Raw genomic sequence first — 14,537 nt, forward strand, 5'->3', positions numbered from 1 at the left:
GCTATTTACTCGTGAGTTTGAACAGTTTACTCGTGAATTTACGCTATTTACTCGTGAATTTGCGCTATTTACTCGTGAGTTTGAGCAATTTACTCGTGAATTTTGCTGTTTTTCTCGTAAATTTGCATTTACTCGTGAATTTGCGCTATTTACTCGTGAGTTTGAGCAATTTACTCGTGAATTTTGCTGTTTTACTCGTGAATTTGTATTTACTCCTGAGTTTGAGCAGTTTACTCGTGAATTTTGCTGTTTTTCTCGTAAATTTGCATTTACTCCTGAGTTTGGGCAGTTTACTCGTGAATTCCGCGGCTTTACTCGTGAGTTTTGATAATAAAAAAATCTTCCGATTGTATATAATCGGAAGATTGGTTAGCTGCCAGCATCATTACACATATAAGCCTTCGACGTAGACTGAGGTGATGGTTTGAGATATTTCTTCTACTGAACTTTGATGTTCGTTTCGCACGATTTCCCATAGATACATTTCGTTTGTGAAAAACCATCCTCTTGCGACAAGCTCATGGTTTAGTTCAGTTCTTGCCAGTCCATTTTGCTGTGCATAGGCGACGTCCTGCGAGATTCGCTGAATGAACTTCATGCGGATCGCTTTCCATTTATCTGAAATAATGGTTGATATCCCAATGGCCTGTTCGAAGACCTGCATCATGTTGCGTTCAGCTTCTGCCATTTTCAAAAATGCATTAGCTTGTCTGTTGATGATATGTTTTGCTTCGTCTTTTGATTTTGGAAAGAAAGAGGTCTCGGCAATTTCATAGAATTGCTCCATTACATTTTCCATTAATACAATTAACAGATCCTCTTTCCCTTTAAAATGAACATAGGCCGTCCCGTATCCGATGTTTGCTCTTTTGATCATTTGGGAAATAAGCGCAGCTTGATAACCTTCTTCAAGAAATATTTCCTTTGCAGCTTCCAATAGCTTTTGTCGTGTCATGATCGAGCGTAAATGCCGTTTATCCCCTGTTTTGCCATTCTCCATGCTTATTCCTCCCCTTATCTTCTAGGATAAAGGATTTCCATAAAATAAAAAACATTTGTTGGAAAGTTTGTTTTAATGTTTATAATTTTCTGAATTAACTTATTGACACCGTGTCATATTCTTTGGTACGATTCTCCTAGAATTTAAAAAAACTAATATAGGAGGATGATTATGGTTTCTGAATATACATTGGATCACGCAAAACAAATGGATGAGAATGATACGCTTAAAGGTTTTCGGGAAGAGTTTTATTTAAAGCCGGGTTCCATCTATATGGATGGAAACTCATTGGGGCTTCTTTCGAAAAGGGCTGAACGCACACTTCTGGAGTCTTTGGAAGATTGGAAAGAGCATGGGATTGATGGATGGACGCAAGGGAATCACCCATGGTTTTTCATGGCTGAGAAATTGGGCGCGAAGATGTCCCAATTGGTCGGAGCTTCTCCCGAGGAAGTTATTGTAACCGGCTCCACAACTGTAAATCTGCATCAGCTTGTAGCTACTTTTTATAAGCCTCAAGGAATGCGCAGAAAGATTTTGGCTGATGAATTAACCTTCCCGACTGATATTTATGCTCTTCAAAGTCAGCTGCGTACACATGGATACGATCCGGAAACCGATCTCATCCGCGTGAAAAGCCGTGATGGCCGATTTCTTGAAGAAGATGACATCATCGAAGCAATGACCGATGACATCGCTTTGATCATCTTGCCGACGGTCCTGTATCGCAGCGGTCAAATACTGGATATGAAACGATTGACTGATGAAGCTCATAAAAGAGGCATTGTAATCGGATTTGACGGATGTCATTCCATCGGTGCCATCCCGCATTCATTCAGCGAATGGGATGTGGATTTTGCGTATTGGTGCAATTATAAACATTTAAATGGCGGCCCTGGCGGTGTTGGCGGTTTATATGTAAATCGAAAACATTTTGGGACGATGCCTGGATTGGCTGGATGGTTCGGCTCCAAAAAAGATAAACAATTCGATATGGAACATACCTTAACTCCAGCTGAATCAGCAGGAGCGTATCAAATTGGCACGCCGCATGTGTTAAGTTGTGCACCTTTGATTGGGTCTTTGGACATTTTTATAGAAGCTGGAATTGAAAATATTCGTGAAAAATCCCTGAAAATCAATCAATATTTAATGGATTTAGTCGAATTCGAATTGGAAGACATGGGATTTTTCATTGGAACCCCCAGAGAAGACATCCGCCGCGGAGGTCATGTAAGCCTCGAGCATAAAGAAGCTGCACGGATATGCAAGGCATTGAAAGAGAACGGTGTCATTCCCGATTTCCGTGCACCTAACATCATTCGCCTCGCCCCGGTTGCACTCTATACTTCTTATGCGGAAGTTTGGGAAGTTGTACAAATACTCAAGAAAATCATGTCAGAAAAACAATATGAAAAATACAAGAATGAGCGTGAAGTGGTCGCATAACCCGGAGTTCCTCCAGATGGGGCTCATCCCTCAAATGGTTAATTAATTGGGCAGGATAAAATCTTTTTGATAAAAAGGAGATGAACTATGGAGAAAAACAATACTCAATTGAACTTTAAAGATGAGCCAGAAAAAGGATTAAAGCGAGAGCTGAAAACAAGTCAGCTTTCCATGATCGCGATGGGCTGTGCCATCGGGACGGGGCTATTTCTTGGCAGCGGACTTGCGATTCAAGCGGCAGGGCCAAGTGTATTGCTCAGCTATGCTCTTGGGGCGTTCATTGTCTTACTATTGATGGGCTGTTTAGCTGAAATGACGGTTGCCCACCCTACTTCCGGATCTTTTGGGGCCATTGCGGAAAAGTACATGAGTCCAATGGCAGGCTATCTTGTCCGCTATTCCTATTGGATTGGCAATGTTTTGGCTGTTGGGGTTGAAGTAAGTGCAGTCAGCGTATATATGAATTATTGGTTTCCGAACGTGCCGGGAATCGTATGGATATTGTTGTTTGCAGGTGTCTTGATTTATGTAAATGGTACCAGCGTGAATACATTCGCGACATTTGAGTATTGGTTCTCCTTTATTAAAATAAGTGCCATTGTTGGTTTTATCCTACTTGGAGCCTATGTACTGTTCGGTTCATCCGAACAGCCGCATATAGGACCGGAAAACTTCGTGAATGAAGGCGGTTTTTTCCCATTTGGTTTGAAGGGGATGTGGATAGCCGTATTTATTTCTTTATTCAGCTTTCTTGGAACTGAATTGATAGCGGTTACATCAGGGGAGGCAAAAGATCCGGATGCCGCCGTCCCAAAAGCATTAAAAGCGACTGTGTTCCGTTTATCCACTTTCTATGTGCTGACAATCGGCATCATGCTGATGATCGTTCCTTGGAAAACGGCCGGGATCGAGGTAAGCCCATTCGTAAAAGTGATGGAAATCCTGAACATTCCAGGTGCATCCGGGATCATGAACTTTATTATTCTAACGGCTGCCATATCTGCCATGAACGCTCAGCTCTATGCTTCAACACGGATGATGTTTTCATTGGCACGCGGAAAACATGCACCTACTTTTTTAGGAAAGTTAAACAAAAGCGGTGTTCCTACGAAAGCCCTTGCTGTCTCTTCAACGGGGATATTCATCGCTGCAGGCGTTCATGCGTTACTTCCTGGTTCATCCTATGCTTTCATGATGGGGATTTCCATGTTCGGTGCCATGTTCACATGGCTCATGATCTTCATTTCCCATTTGTTTTTCAGGGTGAAATGGGAGAAAACCGGCGGACGCAAATTACCTGTTAGGATGATCGGTTTCCCCTATTTAACGATACTAGGAGCCGTTCTTCTATTCAGTTTGATGATTACATCATGGTTTACGGATTTCAAAATCATGCTTCAATTCGGGATTCCTTGGTTACTTTTTTTAGCTGTTGCTTATTTTATTTCAAAAGGAAGAAATATTAACCATAATGTAATGGAAGAATCTCTGGAAAAGAAGATAGAATAGAATGGCGGAATAAATAGTTTTTTGCGAAAAGTGAGGAGATTGCGGAATGAAAAATGTTGAAAACAATGAACAAACAATAACGGGTCTAGAGAAAGAAATTCAAACCGACTTTCAAAAATCGATGTCTTACGGAGATTACCTCCACCTTGATAAAATTTTAACCAGTCAGCATAGATGCTCCGATCATCATGATGAAATGCTTTTTATCATTATCCATCAAGCGAGTGAGCTATGGATGAAGCTCATTTTACATGAGTTGACAGCAGCAACAGAGTCCATCCGCCAAAACAAGTTGGAACCTTCGTTTAAAATGCTGTCGCGGGTTTCGAGGATTCAGCAGCAATTGATCCAGTCATGGAATGTCCTTTCAACTTTAACACCGGCTGAATACATGGAGTTCAGGGATAAACTGGGACAATCTTCCGGATTTCAATCTTACCAGAATCGTTTGATTGAATTTGCATTAGGAAACAAGAATGTCCATACGCTATCCGTCTATCAGCACCAAACGGATTTATACGAGCAAATGCAGCAGGCCCTTCATGAGCCAAGTATATATGACGCGGCGATCAATGCTCTTGTGGCACGCGGATTACCTATTGATCAAGAAGCCCTCAGCAGGGATTGGTCCCAAAGATATGAACCAAATGCCAGTGTAGAAGAGGCATGGCTGACAGTTTACCGCGATGTTGAGCAATATTGGGACTTATACGAGCTGGGCGAAAAGTTAGTGGACATCGGCCACCAACAGCAATTATGGCGCTTTAATCATATGACCACAGTGGAAAGGATTATTGGTAATAAACAAGGAACGGGCGGATCATCAGGTGTAACGTATTTAAAGAGAGCATTGGATCAACACTTTTTCCCAGAGCTATGGAGTCTAAGAACGAAGCTATAAGATATTCAAGAAACAGCCAGTAGGGACGGAGGTAAATGCATGGGGACATGGATTGATATTTCACAACGTCTGGATGATAACGTTGCAGTCTGGCCTAGAGATACACCTTTCTCTTATAAAGTCAATTGGAGTAAAGAACAGAGCGGATCTGTCAATGTAGGTCAAATCAATATGAGTATCCATACCGGTACCCATATTGATGCACCTTTTCATTTTGATGATGATGGAAAAAGAGTGATTGATTTGGATCTCGACTTATATATGGGAAATGCCCGAGTTATCCATTTACCAAACAAGACAAGCATCGGAGTCGATGAATTATCCCATATAGATCTACAAGCCGTTACCCGTCTGTTAATTCGCACGGATGCATGGAAGGATCGAAGTGTGTTTCCACAAACCATTCCACATATCCAGCCAGAATTAGCGGCATATCTTTCAGAACACGGCGTCCGTCTAATTGGACTTGATTTACCATCAGTAGATCCACTGGATAGTAAAGAGCTGTCTGCCCACCATGAACTTGCCGATCATGGCATTCACATTTTGGAAGGACTTGTATTAGACGGTATCGAACCGGGTAATTATGAGTTGGCAGCCCTCCCTCTTCCTTTGGTCGAAGCAGATGGAAGTCCGGTACGTGCTGTGTTGAAAAAGTCACCCTGACAATATGTTTTCAAAAAACGAGCCAGATCAAAACTGATTTGGCTTGTTTTTTTTGTAATCATTTACTATCAAATTTATCTCCCTAAACCACGTGCATCTATGTTATAATTTTCAGAATTCATCACTAAGAGTGGAGGTCCGAATATGGAAAACTTTTATTTATTCATCATCATGTGCATCCTTCTCATCATCTTACCTGGTCCAGATACAGCAATAGCCACAAGGAACACCGTTACCGTGGGGACTTCGGGAGGTTTTAAAACGATATTCGGCACATGCTGTGCCCTGCTCATTCATACATCTGCTGCCGTTTTCGGACTTTCAGCAATCATTGTGAAATCCGCTTTATTATTTTCCATCTTCAAATATGCCGGTGCCGTTTACTTGGTATATCTAGGCTTCAAGACACTATGGGGATTAAGGAATAAGCAAGTGGCCGCAGCGGCGGAAACGACGGTCAAAAGTAAGTACGAAAACCAGTCATGCTTTAAGCAAGGATTCCTTACCAATCTGCTGAACCCTAAAGTGGCCGTCTTCTTTTTAACGTTTCTGCCTCAGTTCGTGAATCCGGGGAATGATACGTTTTTACCATTCCTTATCATGGGCATGACGTATACCGTTTTAACTGCGTTGTGGTTTGTATTTTATATCTATCTGCTGAACCAAATCAGTGCTTTTATGAAAAAGCCTAGAACCCAAACGATATTCGAGGGGATAACCGGGACGGTCTTGATTGGTTTCGGGATAAAGCTTGCTCTAGAAAAAGCTCATAATTAATGTGAACTGCACCCTAATTGTTAGACAATTGGTGGTGCAGTTTTTAATATATTGGGGTTCTGGTACAGGAGTAGGGATTTAAGTACTTGCTGAGTTATGTTACAATGAAAACCATAATTTGGTTTTTAATACAAGGAGAAAAAAGAACATGACAACCATTGAAGTTAAGAAAACAAAAGATATCGGATTAGGTTCACTTTCTTTCGTGCTATGTTTATTCGGAATATTGTTTACGTTTGAATTTGGCGATAAATCTGGCATTGGAGATCATATTTTACATACTATCGGAATTAGCGCTTGGTCAAATGGAAATTCAGGTATTCATTATACAGTGTTCTATTCGGCTATATTTTTCATCCCCGCCTTTATTATTGGTCATATATATCCCGATAATAGAGGAGCAAAAGCCGGGAAAATCATATCAGGCATCCTATCAGTTCTTATCCTTTCAGCACTAATAACGTTTATTATCTCTTTTGTATAGGCCTGAGTATGAGCCCAATAATACCGAGCTCATACCCCACTTTAGAGTTCAGTCACTCAACATACCCATTCACGAAAAATCCAATCGTTTCGAGCTCGTCCACAGTTAAATCCCGCTTTAATCCTTTAGCCAATTCCTGCTCCATTAAAGCCCGGTTTCCCCGATGTTCGACCACCGCTCTGGCACATTCTTTCATTAGCTTAAGCTCCGCCTCCATCTCCAGTTTCGTACGAGGCTGATCATGATGGGAAAGTATATAGGTTTCGGCATCATAGGCTTCTATTTTCTTAAGAAGCAGCAAAGCCTGTTCAGCCGTATAATTCCATTTTTCCGCGTAAAGATTGGCATACAGGCAGTCTCCCAGAAATAAGGTCTTTTCCTCCTGTATATAAATGATGCAGGAATCATTGGCATGGTCGCCGCCGACATGTTCGATGACACAGGTTATATTGCCAAGATCGATCGTCATCGTTTTTTCAAAGATGATATCGGGCAGGGGAAGGGAAAGCTCTCTATTCGTCCCATGTTCCAATTTGATTGCATCGGCACAAAAGGCAATCTCCGTTCCTTCTTCGACACGTTGGTCAAGGGCCTGATCTTCCCATGAAAGCTGCTGCATATCTTTAATGTTCGTGTATGTTTTTTCCTGACAAATCACCGGAATCCCGATATTCTCCAGTCCGAATACATGGTCCCAATGTGAATGGGTAAGCACGAGGAAATTCCCGCTTATATCATTCCGAAGCAATTCGTCCTCAAAGAGCTGCGCATGCCTGACAGAGTTACCGGCATCGATGATGAGCGTTTTCTTGTTTCCCGTAACGGCGGCAAGGACCGGGCGATCCGTTTCCTGAACTGGCGGCAGGTAGGCAATATGTTTCGATAGGTGCTGTAATGTTTGCATGTTTCTGTTCTCCTTACGATTGTTGTGATTAGCTTGCTCAAGTATAGCAAATTACATATGTATTCATAAGATAATCTCCGCAAAAGGTTAAAAAGACAACAATCACTAAGATTGCTGTCTTTTTAGTCATGTTTCAAATGAACCTATTGAAATATACCGTAATTTTCGAGAGGGCATTTAAAAAGGTGGCCTTAAAAAAGGACTCTTCCCTTTTCCGATCCTCTGGCAGTTGTCTATATTTTTTATTGTCAGCAATGAGTGTACTATTTTTGATTTTTGAATCCATCGCTCCTATCAACTGCGCTGCAAATCTTTCACTATCGATGACCACCATCGATTCTGTATTTAAAAAGGCAGATCGAGAATCCAAATTGTAGGAACCCACTGCACTTAATCGTTGATCATAGACAACCGATTTACCATGCAAAGAATAAGGCTTTGAATATTCATATACCCTTGCCCCCGTCTCAACGACGCTATCCCTAAAAGCCAAGTAACCGGAAAAAGCGATCATGTTCGGGGTTGATGCAGCCGAGTTGGTAAGTATGGTCCAATCAGCATTTGAATCCAATTGCTTCGGTACATATTCCTTCAAGGCATCCGCAGGGACAATATAGGGACTTTGGATGTATACCGATTGATTGGCGTTTGCAGCAATATCCAATAAAGATCTCCACACAATGGGGTATTTGTTGAACCGTTCGATCGGATTATGAATGAAGGACACTTTTTTAGTAGGTGTAGTAGCCTTACCCCAATCGACGACTGGGTTCACGAAATCGGTTTCAGTGCGCAAAGCTTTACTGTATTTTTTCGCTAATGCATCTCTTTCGCGTTTTCCTTTTTCCGTTTGCCTTTTCGACAGGTCCGAAAAAACATCGCTCGTATACGGATGGGTCCATAATTCATCCAAATAGCCCTTCATTTCAACGATTACACTATCTTTCTCCTCTTTAGCATTGAAAATGAGTACATCCCTGTCATAGACAAAATTCCTCGGCGGTTTGCTTGCTAAGTACTTATCGGCAATATTCCTCCCTCCGATGATGCCTAACTTTCCATCTACCGTGATGATCTTGTCATGAAGGCGATTATGCCAGGTCCACGGCTTAAATGGCTTAAAGGTTTCGTAATATCTTAGTTCAATGTTTTCATGTGAAGCCAATGCATAACGGGCACTGCTTAATTGACCTCTGAGTCCATGAGCTATTCCATCCAGAAGGATTCGGACTTTGACACCACGGTCAGCCGCATCGATCAAGGCTCCAAGAAAAAGCTCGGTTGTTTCGCCTTTTCCAAAAGCATAGTAGGCGATATCGATTGAATGCTGGGCTTCCTGGATCATTCGCATTCTGGCGAGTCCCGACTCATAACCGTCTTCGAAAAGCAGGACACGATCCACGGTGGCTTCCTTCTCTCCCATATATTCACTTACCTGTTTAATCGGCCTGTCTTCTTCTTTTTCTGCTTTGGGGAAAAGAACAACAGCCGTCACAACTACATAAAGGAAATATAATAGAAGAACAAGTAAAAATCCTTTGATTGCCGTTTTTACAGTCATTGAGCACTCCCCTCTTAAGCGATATTTATTACTATTCGTAATATGCAAAGACTCTATTCAACATCTGCAGGCTTGATACATTTGACGGGGCAGCGAGCGGTGCTGAGTGGAACCGGGAGGATTTTTTTTCTTTTAAATGTGACAAAGTGGTGAACATGAAAGCAGTTGCATAATATGATATAGAAGGAGGGATTTCATGCTTAAACAACCTGATAGAATAAGTATCTTCAATTATTGTTTTGCATTAGGGGTATCGGAGGTTTTCTTTTTATCCAGCTTTTATCTTTCCATTCTGGACGTTTCATTATTTGCGATCGCTTTGCCATTTTCCGCTTTATTTCTAATGTTCTCCTTGTACCTATTCCTTCGAACGCACAAAGCAGTTAAGACCTTACCCAACCAGGATGAACGAAGAAGGGAAATACATGCATTCTATCATCAATCTTTCGGGATTTTCACGATCATTTTTTTCACTTTACTTTTTGTTGCATTAGCCTTCATTCCCTTGCTCGATAACGGAGGGCATCTCTATCTTCTTTATTGTTTACCGATGGCCTTGCTTTGTATGATTCCTGCGATTGTTTCTTATAAAGGGATGAAATTATTCAAACAGGAAAACGGCAGGAATTTAACGAAAATCTAATTGATTTTACTTTTATTCAAGATTACATCCAGGTTTTTTAGTTGAATGTATAGGGAAAATGAGGATATAATAATAAATATAAAAAAAGACACTGGTTAAACCAGCGTCTCAATGAACAGCAAACTGCATAAAGAGCAGCGGCTTTCTGTGGTAAGTCAGTTGCTACTCGATCATGAAAGTAACCCTTTTCCTACATACATCTGGCCGGATGGTATGGAGGGGGTTACTTTTTTAATGTAACCGCGATTACTGCGACGATTAAAGAGGCAAATGAAATCATTAGCATCAGTCCGTCCATAATAGAAATCACCAGCGACACCCCCTTTCTGAAAAGGAGTGACCGCTGCCCACTATACCAAATTGCTGTCCATTTACTATTATATCTGTATTTACTTGTTATTTATAGCCAAAAATAGATGTATTTAGTCTTCTTGATGCTTTACATAAAAAAAATCCCACTTAAAGTGAGAACCATTTTTAGCATGTATATCCTTTATTGTTCCACTACACGGCCATCTTTATAAATGTGGAACCACCCAATCGTTCCTGTGCCGCCTTGATCGATCCAATCTTTATTAGCTGCTTTAAAGTTGTAATATGATTTTCCGTTGCCATCTTTCAACAATCTGCCATCACCGCTGAATACGATGTTGCTGCCCAGCTTCTTCTTCCCTAACGCGATCGCGTCTTTCTCCGTGAACTGTCTTCTTTCCACCTTATTTTCATCTAAAGCAGCCCATGTCTTCGGTCCGACGATACCATCTGAAGCTAAGTTATGATCCACTTGAAACTCCCTTACCACATTTTGTGTTTGGGTACCGAAAATCCCATCAACACCTACATGATATTTAACATCTTTAAGGCTTTGCTGTAAGTCTCTTACATAACTTGAACGTGAGCCTTTCTTGAGGGTCGGGCGTGTTTCCGCCTTCGTTTCGATTTTCTGGATTTGACTTCCCTTTGATGCCGCTTCGGTATTTGAAGTCCCCGTTCCTAAAGGAGCCAACATCAAAGCAACTGTTGGAATCATGACCAATAATTTTTTCTTCAACACATATAACCTCCATTCAAATGATCACTCCTGCAGGTTTCTGACACTTCCCTTAGAGCCCATTCATTATAACGCAAGGAGTTATTTTATTGGTGTTTTATTACTTTAATTATAAAAAATGGTAAATATGATTCATCGTGTCATTTCCAAAAGCCAGCATATGATGGAAGTCCCGTTTCATGAATAAAAACAAGAGGGGGTTTACCTAGGTGTGCGAGACTCCTGCGGGAAAAGCGCGTGCCTGGAGCGGAAATCACGTTCATATTTTACACTCCCTCAAAAAAACTAGGCAATCTTAATTAATATCGAGTTTGTCTACAGTCTGAAGAATATCACCCCATTCAGTTTGTATACACAAAAGGGGTTCGGAAAACATATCTTTCAACACATGATGATGTTCCCAAACCAACACCTTCAACTCCTCAGGTATAGTTTCTAACTAAACGTTATAACATAGTTGATTGGAGAGGAAGGTGCGAGACTCCTGCGGGCGCAAGCCGAGGAGGCTCCCTGACCGCCCGCGGAAAGCGAGCGCCTGGATCGGAAATCAACGTTCAAATTGTACCGCAAAAAAACTGTAGACAAACTCGATTTTCATCGAGTTTGTCTACAGTCTGAAATCATCCCCTATAGGAGATGTTTTTATTGATTTTCTGGCTGTTGTTGATTCTGCCCTGGCATCCCAGTCCCCATTCCCATCAAGTTGGTGGCAAGCGGCACCATATTTTTCATTTTCCCGCCATTTCCACTCAACATTTGATAAGTGGCTATACCTACTCCGACCGAAGCGACAACTGGTAAAATTTTATCCATGTTTGCTCTCATTTACATCACCTTATTTTTTATATTTTTGTTCATTGCCTGAACTCTTATATCTTGTTCAAAAGAACCCTAAAAATTCAATTAGTTCGTTACCAAAACAATTAGTAATAAAAACATGTTAAATAGGGAAAATTCTTTCAGGAGGGATATTATGCAAGTACTCTTCGAATGAGGTGAATATTCATGCCAATGTTAGATGTGGACGGCATCAGCTTGCATTATTCTGTTAGGGGAAAAGGGGTTCCTATTGTTTTTATCCATCCTCCTGTACTGACCAGTGTGAATTTCGAATACCAATTGGAGAAATTATCCGAAGAATTCAAAGTCATCACTTTTGATATTAGGGGTCATGGAAGAAGTCAGTATTCAAGACAGCCAGTAACTTATCCCCTGATTATAGAAGATATCAAACATCTGTTGGATCATTTGAAAATTAAAAAAGCAATGATATGCGGATACTCGACCGGCGGCTCCATCGTATTGGAATTCTTGCTGAGTTGTGCCGATAGGGCTCTAGGTGGCATTGTAATAGGCGGAATGTCTGAAGTGAAAGATACATCTTTAAAGCAAAAGATTTCTTTAGGCATATCACTTGCCAAGAAGGACGCAGTTCCCATTCTTGCGCTTTCCATCTCATGGAGCAATTCAAATACCATTAAGCTGTTCAACAAAATGTTTAATGAAGCCCTAAAAGGAGATGCCCGTAATATCGAGCAGTATTACCATTATAGTTTACATTATACCTGTACCCATCAGCTTGGGAAAATCAATCTTCCAACTTTACTGATCTATGGCAAACAAGATAAACCAATGTATCGCTATGCACATTTATTGCATGAAAAATTGCCCTATGCGGAATTAAGATTCATTGATCATGTAAAGCATCAAATCCCTACAAAAGCGGCCAATGAATTAAATGAAAGTATTAAGCATTTTATCCATTCACAATCCGATTGATTTTTCCGATTGCAAATTTCAATCTTTTGCGATCTACATATCATAAATTTATGGAGTGAAAAAATTGGGAAGAGATAAAGGTAGACTGATTCATTTATTATTTCTATTGCTAGTCACTGCAGTTTTTATTTGGTCAGTGATTAAGCCTGAAGGATACTTGATATGGACAATGGAAGTCCTTCCTGCCGTAGTGTTTTTGATTTATGTCATGGCCACATATAATAAATTCCGCCTCACTACATTATCCTATTTCGTCATTGCCGTTCTTTCAATTACCATGTTCATCGGTGCCCATTATACGTACACAAAAGTTCCTCTATTTAATTGGATAAAAGATCATTACGATCTAACCCGGAACCACTATGATCGGTTTGGTCATTTTCTAAAAGGTTTACTTGCGATTGTGATTAGGGAAATAGTAATCCGTAAAACTCCCCTAACAAAAGGACCGTGGTTATTTGCTGTCACAGTAAGTTTTGCGCTTGCCATTGGAGCACTCTATGAAATCATCGAATGGATAGCTGCCATCATTTCAAAAGGCAGAAAAGCTTCAAAGGACTTTTTAGGAACACAAGGTGATATTTGGGACGCACAATGGGATATGGCGTTAACCTTGATCGGCTCTATCATCGTATTGTTCACCTTGTCCAAACTTCATGACAAGCTGTTGCGAAAAGTGAACAATTGAAAAAAAAAAGAGTGACCTATATAGATCACTCTTTTTTAATTAGGATTTGATTGTTAATATGATGTTCCATATGTTCGAGATAGTCTTTTATTAGCCACTCCATTGATTTTAGTTGATTATTTCCTATATCACAAAGATTAGATAATCTATCATTTGGTGTATTCGTTATTATATGAATGATTTGCTTATTTAAAGTACAAAAAAGGTTAACGATCTCATCCAATGGTCGCTCTTGGTAATTCTGGACTAATACCCATTGGTCTTGATTATATGATTGTATAACATATGGGTGTTCTTCGTACTGAATCTTGATGAACCTATTCATATTGTTCAATGCAGAATCGCATAGATGTCCTAAAATCTCTTTTTTGGACCATTTGTGTGGCATTGGCCGATGATTTATTTCTTTTTCTGTCATCCGGTTGAACTCTTCAGGTATAAAACCAATCCAATGATTGATTCCATCTATTACATTTTTCAATTTGCACTCCCCCTAAGTTTTACCTAAAGGATTTTTATTCGGCAACCAACCGGATAATACCTCCTTCTTTTGTTGAATATAATCAACATCGTTCAATAACAGAACCAAAAGAAAAAACCGAAATCAACAAAAGGATTTCGGTTCAGACTATAGAGTTTTACGTGCAGATTTTTTCTAACAGACATGCCAGTTGATTTCAGAAATCCGCTCCCTTTCGACTGTCTGCCAAGCGTCTCCGGGGTCTCGGCTAGCCAGTTTTTCGGCAGGAGTGTCGCATATTTCTTCCATCCATTAAGGATGACAGAAAAAAATATGAAGGATCTTGTCTTAAACATGGGTGGAATGTGTCCAGCCTACAGTTTCTTCTTAACAAACGTTCCAGCTGATTTCAGAAATCCGCTCCCTTTCCGCCGACTGCCTGCCAAGCCTCCTCGACGCAAGCGTTTCCGGGGTCTCGGCTAGCCAGTTTTTCGGCAGGAGTGTCGCATATTTCTTCCATCCATTAAGGATGACAGGAAAAAAACATGAAGGATAAACTAGTCTTAAATAGGGTTTGGAATAAGACGAGCCAGCAGTTTTTTCTTTTAAAACTCAAAGTTGATTGGAGCGGGTGTTCGAGACTCCTGCGGGAAAAGCGTGGCAAG

The 14,537-nt window shown here is 40.7% G+C and carries 16 protein-coding genes; 10 read left to right on the forward strand and 6 right to left on the reverse strand.

Annotated features, from left to right (window positions below):
- Positions 1-328: hypothetical protein (locus ACFX4H_RS12310; protein ID WP_377435412.1), on the forward strand; the 328-nt coding region annotated here is incomplete at its 5' end.
- 57 nt (positions 329-385) lie between these two features.
- Here ACFX4H_RS12310 and ACFX4H_RS12315 read toward each other — a convergent pair.
- Entirely contained in the window at positions 386-1,000 is a 615-nt protein-coding gene (locus tag ACFX4H_RS12315; protein ID WP_377435413.1) for a TetR/AcrR family transcriptional regulator, read from the reverse strand.
- Between the two features lie 171 nt (positions 1,001-1,171).
- Between ACFX4H_RS12315 and kynU the strand changes: the two genes are divergently transcribed.
- From kynU to ACFX4H_RS12345, 6 genes are all read left to right on the forward strand, one after another.
- On the forward strand, positions 1,172-2,449 hold the full coding sequence (gene kynU / locus ACFX4H_RS12320) for a kynureninase (protein WP_377435414.1): 1,278 nt from the start codon (positions 1,172-1,174) through the stop codon (positions 2,447-2,449).
- An 87-nt stretch (positions 2,450-2,536) separates the two neighbouring features.
- Positions 2,537-3,958: an amino acid permease gene (locus ACFX4H_RS12325; protein WP_377435416.1), complete on the forward strand. Its 1,422-nt coding sequence runs from the start codon at positions 2,537-2,539 to the stop codon at positions 3,956-3,958.
- 46 nt (positions 3,959-4,004) lie between these two features.
- The gene (kynA, locus tag ACFX4H_RS12330; RefSeq protein WP_034309592.1) at positions 4,005-4,859 is read left to right on the forward strand and encodes a tryptophan 2,3-dioxygenase; all 855 of its coding nucleotides are present in this window, start codon (positions 4,005-4,007) and stop codon (positions 4,857-4,859) included.
- A 39-nt stretch (positions 4,860-4,898) separates the two neighbouring features.
- A complete protein-coding gene (kynB, locus tag ACFX4H_RS12335) occupies positions 4,899-5,525 on the forward strand; it encodes an arylformamidase (protein ID WP_377435418.1) in 627 nt (208 codons plus the stop codon).
- A 144-nt stretch (positions 5,526-5,669) separates the two neighbouring features.
- The gene (locus ACFX4H_RS12340; RefSeq protein ID WP_063590308.1) at positions 5,670-6,302 is read left to right on the forward strand and encodes a LysE family translocator; all 633 of its coding nucleotides are present in this window, start codon (positions 5,670-5,672) and stop codon (positions 6,300-6,302) included.
- 148 nt (positions 6,303-6,450) lie between these two features.
- The gene (locus tag ACFX4H_RS12345; RefSeq protein ID WP_249597293.1) at positions 6,451-6,786 is read left to right on the forward strand and encodes a hypothetical protein; all 336 of its coding nucleotides are present in this window, start codon (positions 6,451-6,453) and stop codon (positions 6,784-6,786) included.
- Between the two features lie 52 nt (positions 6,787-6,838).
- On the opposite strand, the gene ACFX4H_RS12350 is transcribed toward ACFX4H_RS12345, so the two are convergent.
- A complete protein-coding gene (locus tag ACFX4H_RS12350) occupies positions 6,839-7,690 on the reverse strand; it encodes an MBL fold metallo-hydrolase (RefSeq protein ID WP_377435420.1) in 852 nt (283 codons plus the stop codon).
- 133 nt (positions 7,691-7,823) lie between these two features.
- Positions 7,824-9,251 carry a phospholipase D-like domain-containing protein gene (locus ACFX4H_RS12355; RefSeq protein WP_377435422.1) on the reverse strand — a complete coding sequence of 476 codons (1,428 nt, stop codon included), beginning with the start codon at positions 9,249-9,251 and terminating at the stop codon, positions 7,824-7,826.
- A 196-nt stretch (positions 9,252-9,447) separates the two neighbouring features.
- Between ACFX4H_RS12355 and ACFX4H_RS12360 the strand changes: the two genes are divergently transcribed.
- A complete protein-coding gene (locus ACFX4H_RS12360) occupies positions 9,448-9,894 on the forward strand; it encodes a hypothetical protein (RefSeq protein WP_063590304.1) in 447 nt (148 codons plus the stop codon).
- A 493-nt stretch (positions 9,895-10,387) separates the two neighbouring features.
- Here the strand turns inward: ACFX4H_RS12360 and ACFX4H_RS12365 are convergent, their stop codons facing one another.
- Together ACFX4H_RS12365 and ACFX4H_RS12370 are read right to left on the reverse strand one after the other, a co-directional pair.
- Entirely contained in the window at positions 10,388-10,948 is a 561-nt protein-coding gene (locus ACFX4H_RS12365; RefSeq protein WP_063590303.1) for a peptidoglycan-binding domain-containing protein, read from the reverse strand.
- Between the two features lie 639 nt (positions 10,949-11,587).
- Positions 11,588-11,758, reverse strand: coding sequence for a hypothetical protein (locus ACFX4H_RS12370; protein WP_225989034.1), 171 nt, complete (start codon positions 11,756-11,758; stop codon positions 11,588-11,590).
- A 192-nt stretch (positions 11,759-11,950) separates the two neighbouring features.
- On the opposite strand from ACFX4H_RS12370, the gene ACFX4H_RS12375 reads away from it, so the two are divergent.
- Together ACFX4H_RS12375 and ACFX4H_RS12380 are read left to right on the forward strand one after the other, a co-directional pair.
- The gene (locus ACFX4H_RS12375; RefSeq protein WP_328138742.1) at positions 11,951-12,724 is read left to right on the forward strand and encodes an alpha/beta fold hydrolase; all 774 of its coding nucleotides are present in this window, start codon (positions 11,951-11,953) and stop codon (positions 12,722-12,724) included.
- 55 nt (positions 12,725-12,779) lie between these two features.
- Positions 12,780-13,412 (forward strand): DUF2238 domain-containing protein, encoded by a 633-nt coding sequence (locus ACFX4H_RS12380; protein ID WP_376708013.1) that lies wholly within the window; start codon positions 12,780-12,782, stop codon positions 13,410-13,412.
- Positions 13,413-13,437: 25 nt separating this feature from the next.
- Here ACFX4H_RS12380 and ACFX4H_RS12385 read toward each other — a convergent pair whose 3' ends face one another.
- On the reverse strand, positions 13,438-13,893 hold the full coding sequence (locus ACFX4H_RS12385; RefSeq protein WP_241635119.1) for a DinB family protein: 456 nt from the start codon (positions 13,891-13,893) through the stop codon (positions 13,438-13,440).
- Positions 13,894-14,537: the final 644 nt, after the last annotated feature.

Origin of the sequence: Peribacillus sp. YIM B13477, from assembly GCF_042787955.1 — a bacterium.
Lineage (GTDB): Bacteria > Bacillota > Bacilli > Bacillales > DSM-1321 > Peribacillus > Peribacillus frigoritolerans.

Bases quoted from the DNA above. Each gene is read 5' to 3' on its own strand.
- ACFX4H_RS12345 (WP_249597293.1), top strand. From the start codon at position 6,451: ATGACAACCATTGAAGTTAAGAAAACAAAAGATATCGGATTAGGTTCA.
- ACFX4H_RS12315 (WP_377435413.1), bottom strand. From the start codon at position 1,000: ATGGAGAATGGCAAAACAGGGGATAAACGGCATTTACGCTCGATCATG.
- ACFX4H_RS12370 (WP_225989034.1), bottom strand. From the start codon at position 11,758: ATGGATAAAATTTTACCAGTTGTCGCTTCGGTCGGAGTAGGTATAGCC.
- ACFX4H_RS12355 (WP_377435422.1), bottom strand. From the start codon at position 9,251: ATGACTGTAAAAACGGCAATCAAAGGATTTTTACTTGTTCTTCTATTA.
- ACFX4H_RS12375 (WP_328138742.1), top strand. From the start codon at position 11,951: ATGCCAATGTTAGATGTGGACGGCATCAGCTTGCATTATTCTGTTAGG.
- ACFX4H_RS12340 (WP_063590308.1), top strand. From the start codon at position 5,670: ATGGAAAACTTTTATTTATTCATCATCATGTGCATCCTTCTCATCATC.
- kynB (WP_377435418.1), top strand. From the start codon at position 4,899: ATGGGGACATGGATTGATATTTCACAACGTCTGGATGATAACGTTGCA.
- kynA (WP_034309592.1), top strand. From the start codon at position 4,005: ATGAAAAATGTTGAAAACAATGAACAAACAATAACGGGTCTAGAGAAA.
- ACFX4H_RS12360 (WP_063590304.1), top strand. From the start codon at position 9,448: ATGCTTAAACAACCTGATAGAATAAGTATCTTCAATTATTGTTTTGCA.
- kynU (WP_377435414.1), top strand. From the start codon at position 1,172: ATGGTTTCTGAATATACATTGGATCACGCAAAACAAATGGATGAGAAT.
- ACFX4H_RS12325 (WP_377435416.1), top strand. From the start codon at position 2,537: ATGGAGAAAAACAATACTCAATTGAACTTTAAAGATGAGCCAGAAAAA.
- ACFX4H_RS12350 (WP_377435420.1), bottom strand. From the start codon at position 7,690: ATGCAAACATTACAGCACCTATCGAAACATATTGCCTACCTGCCGCCA.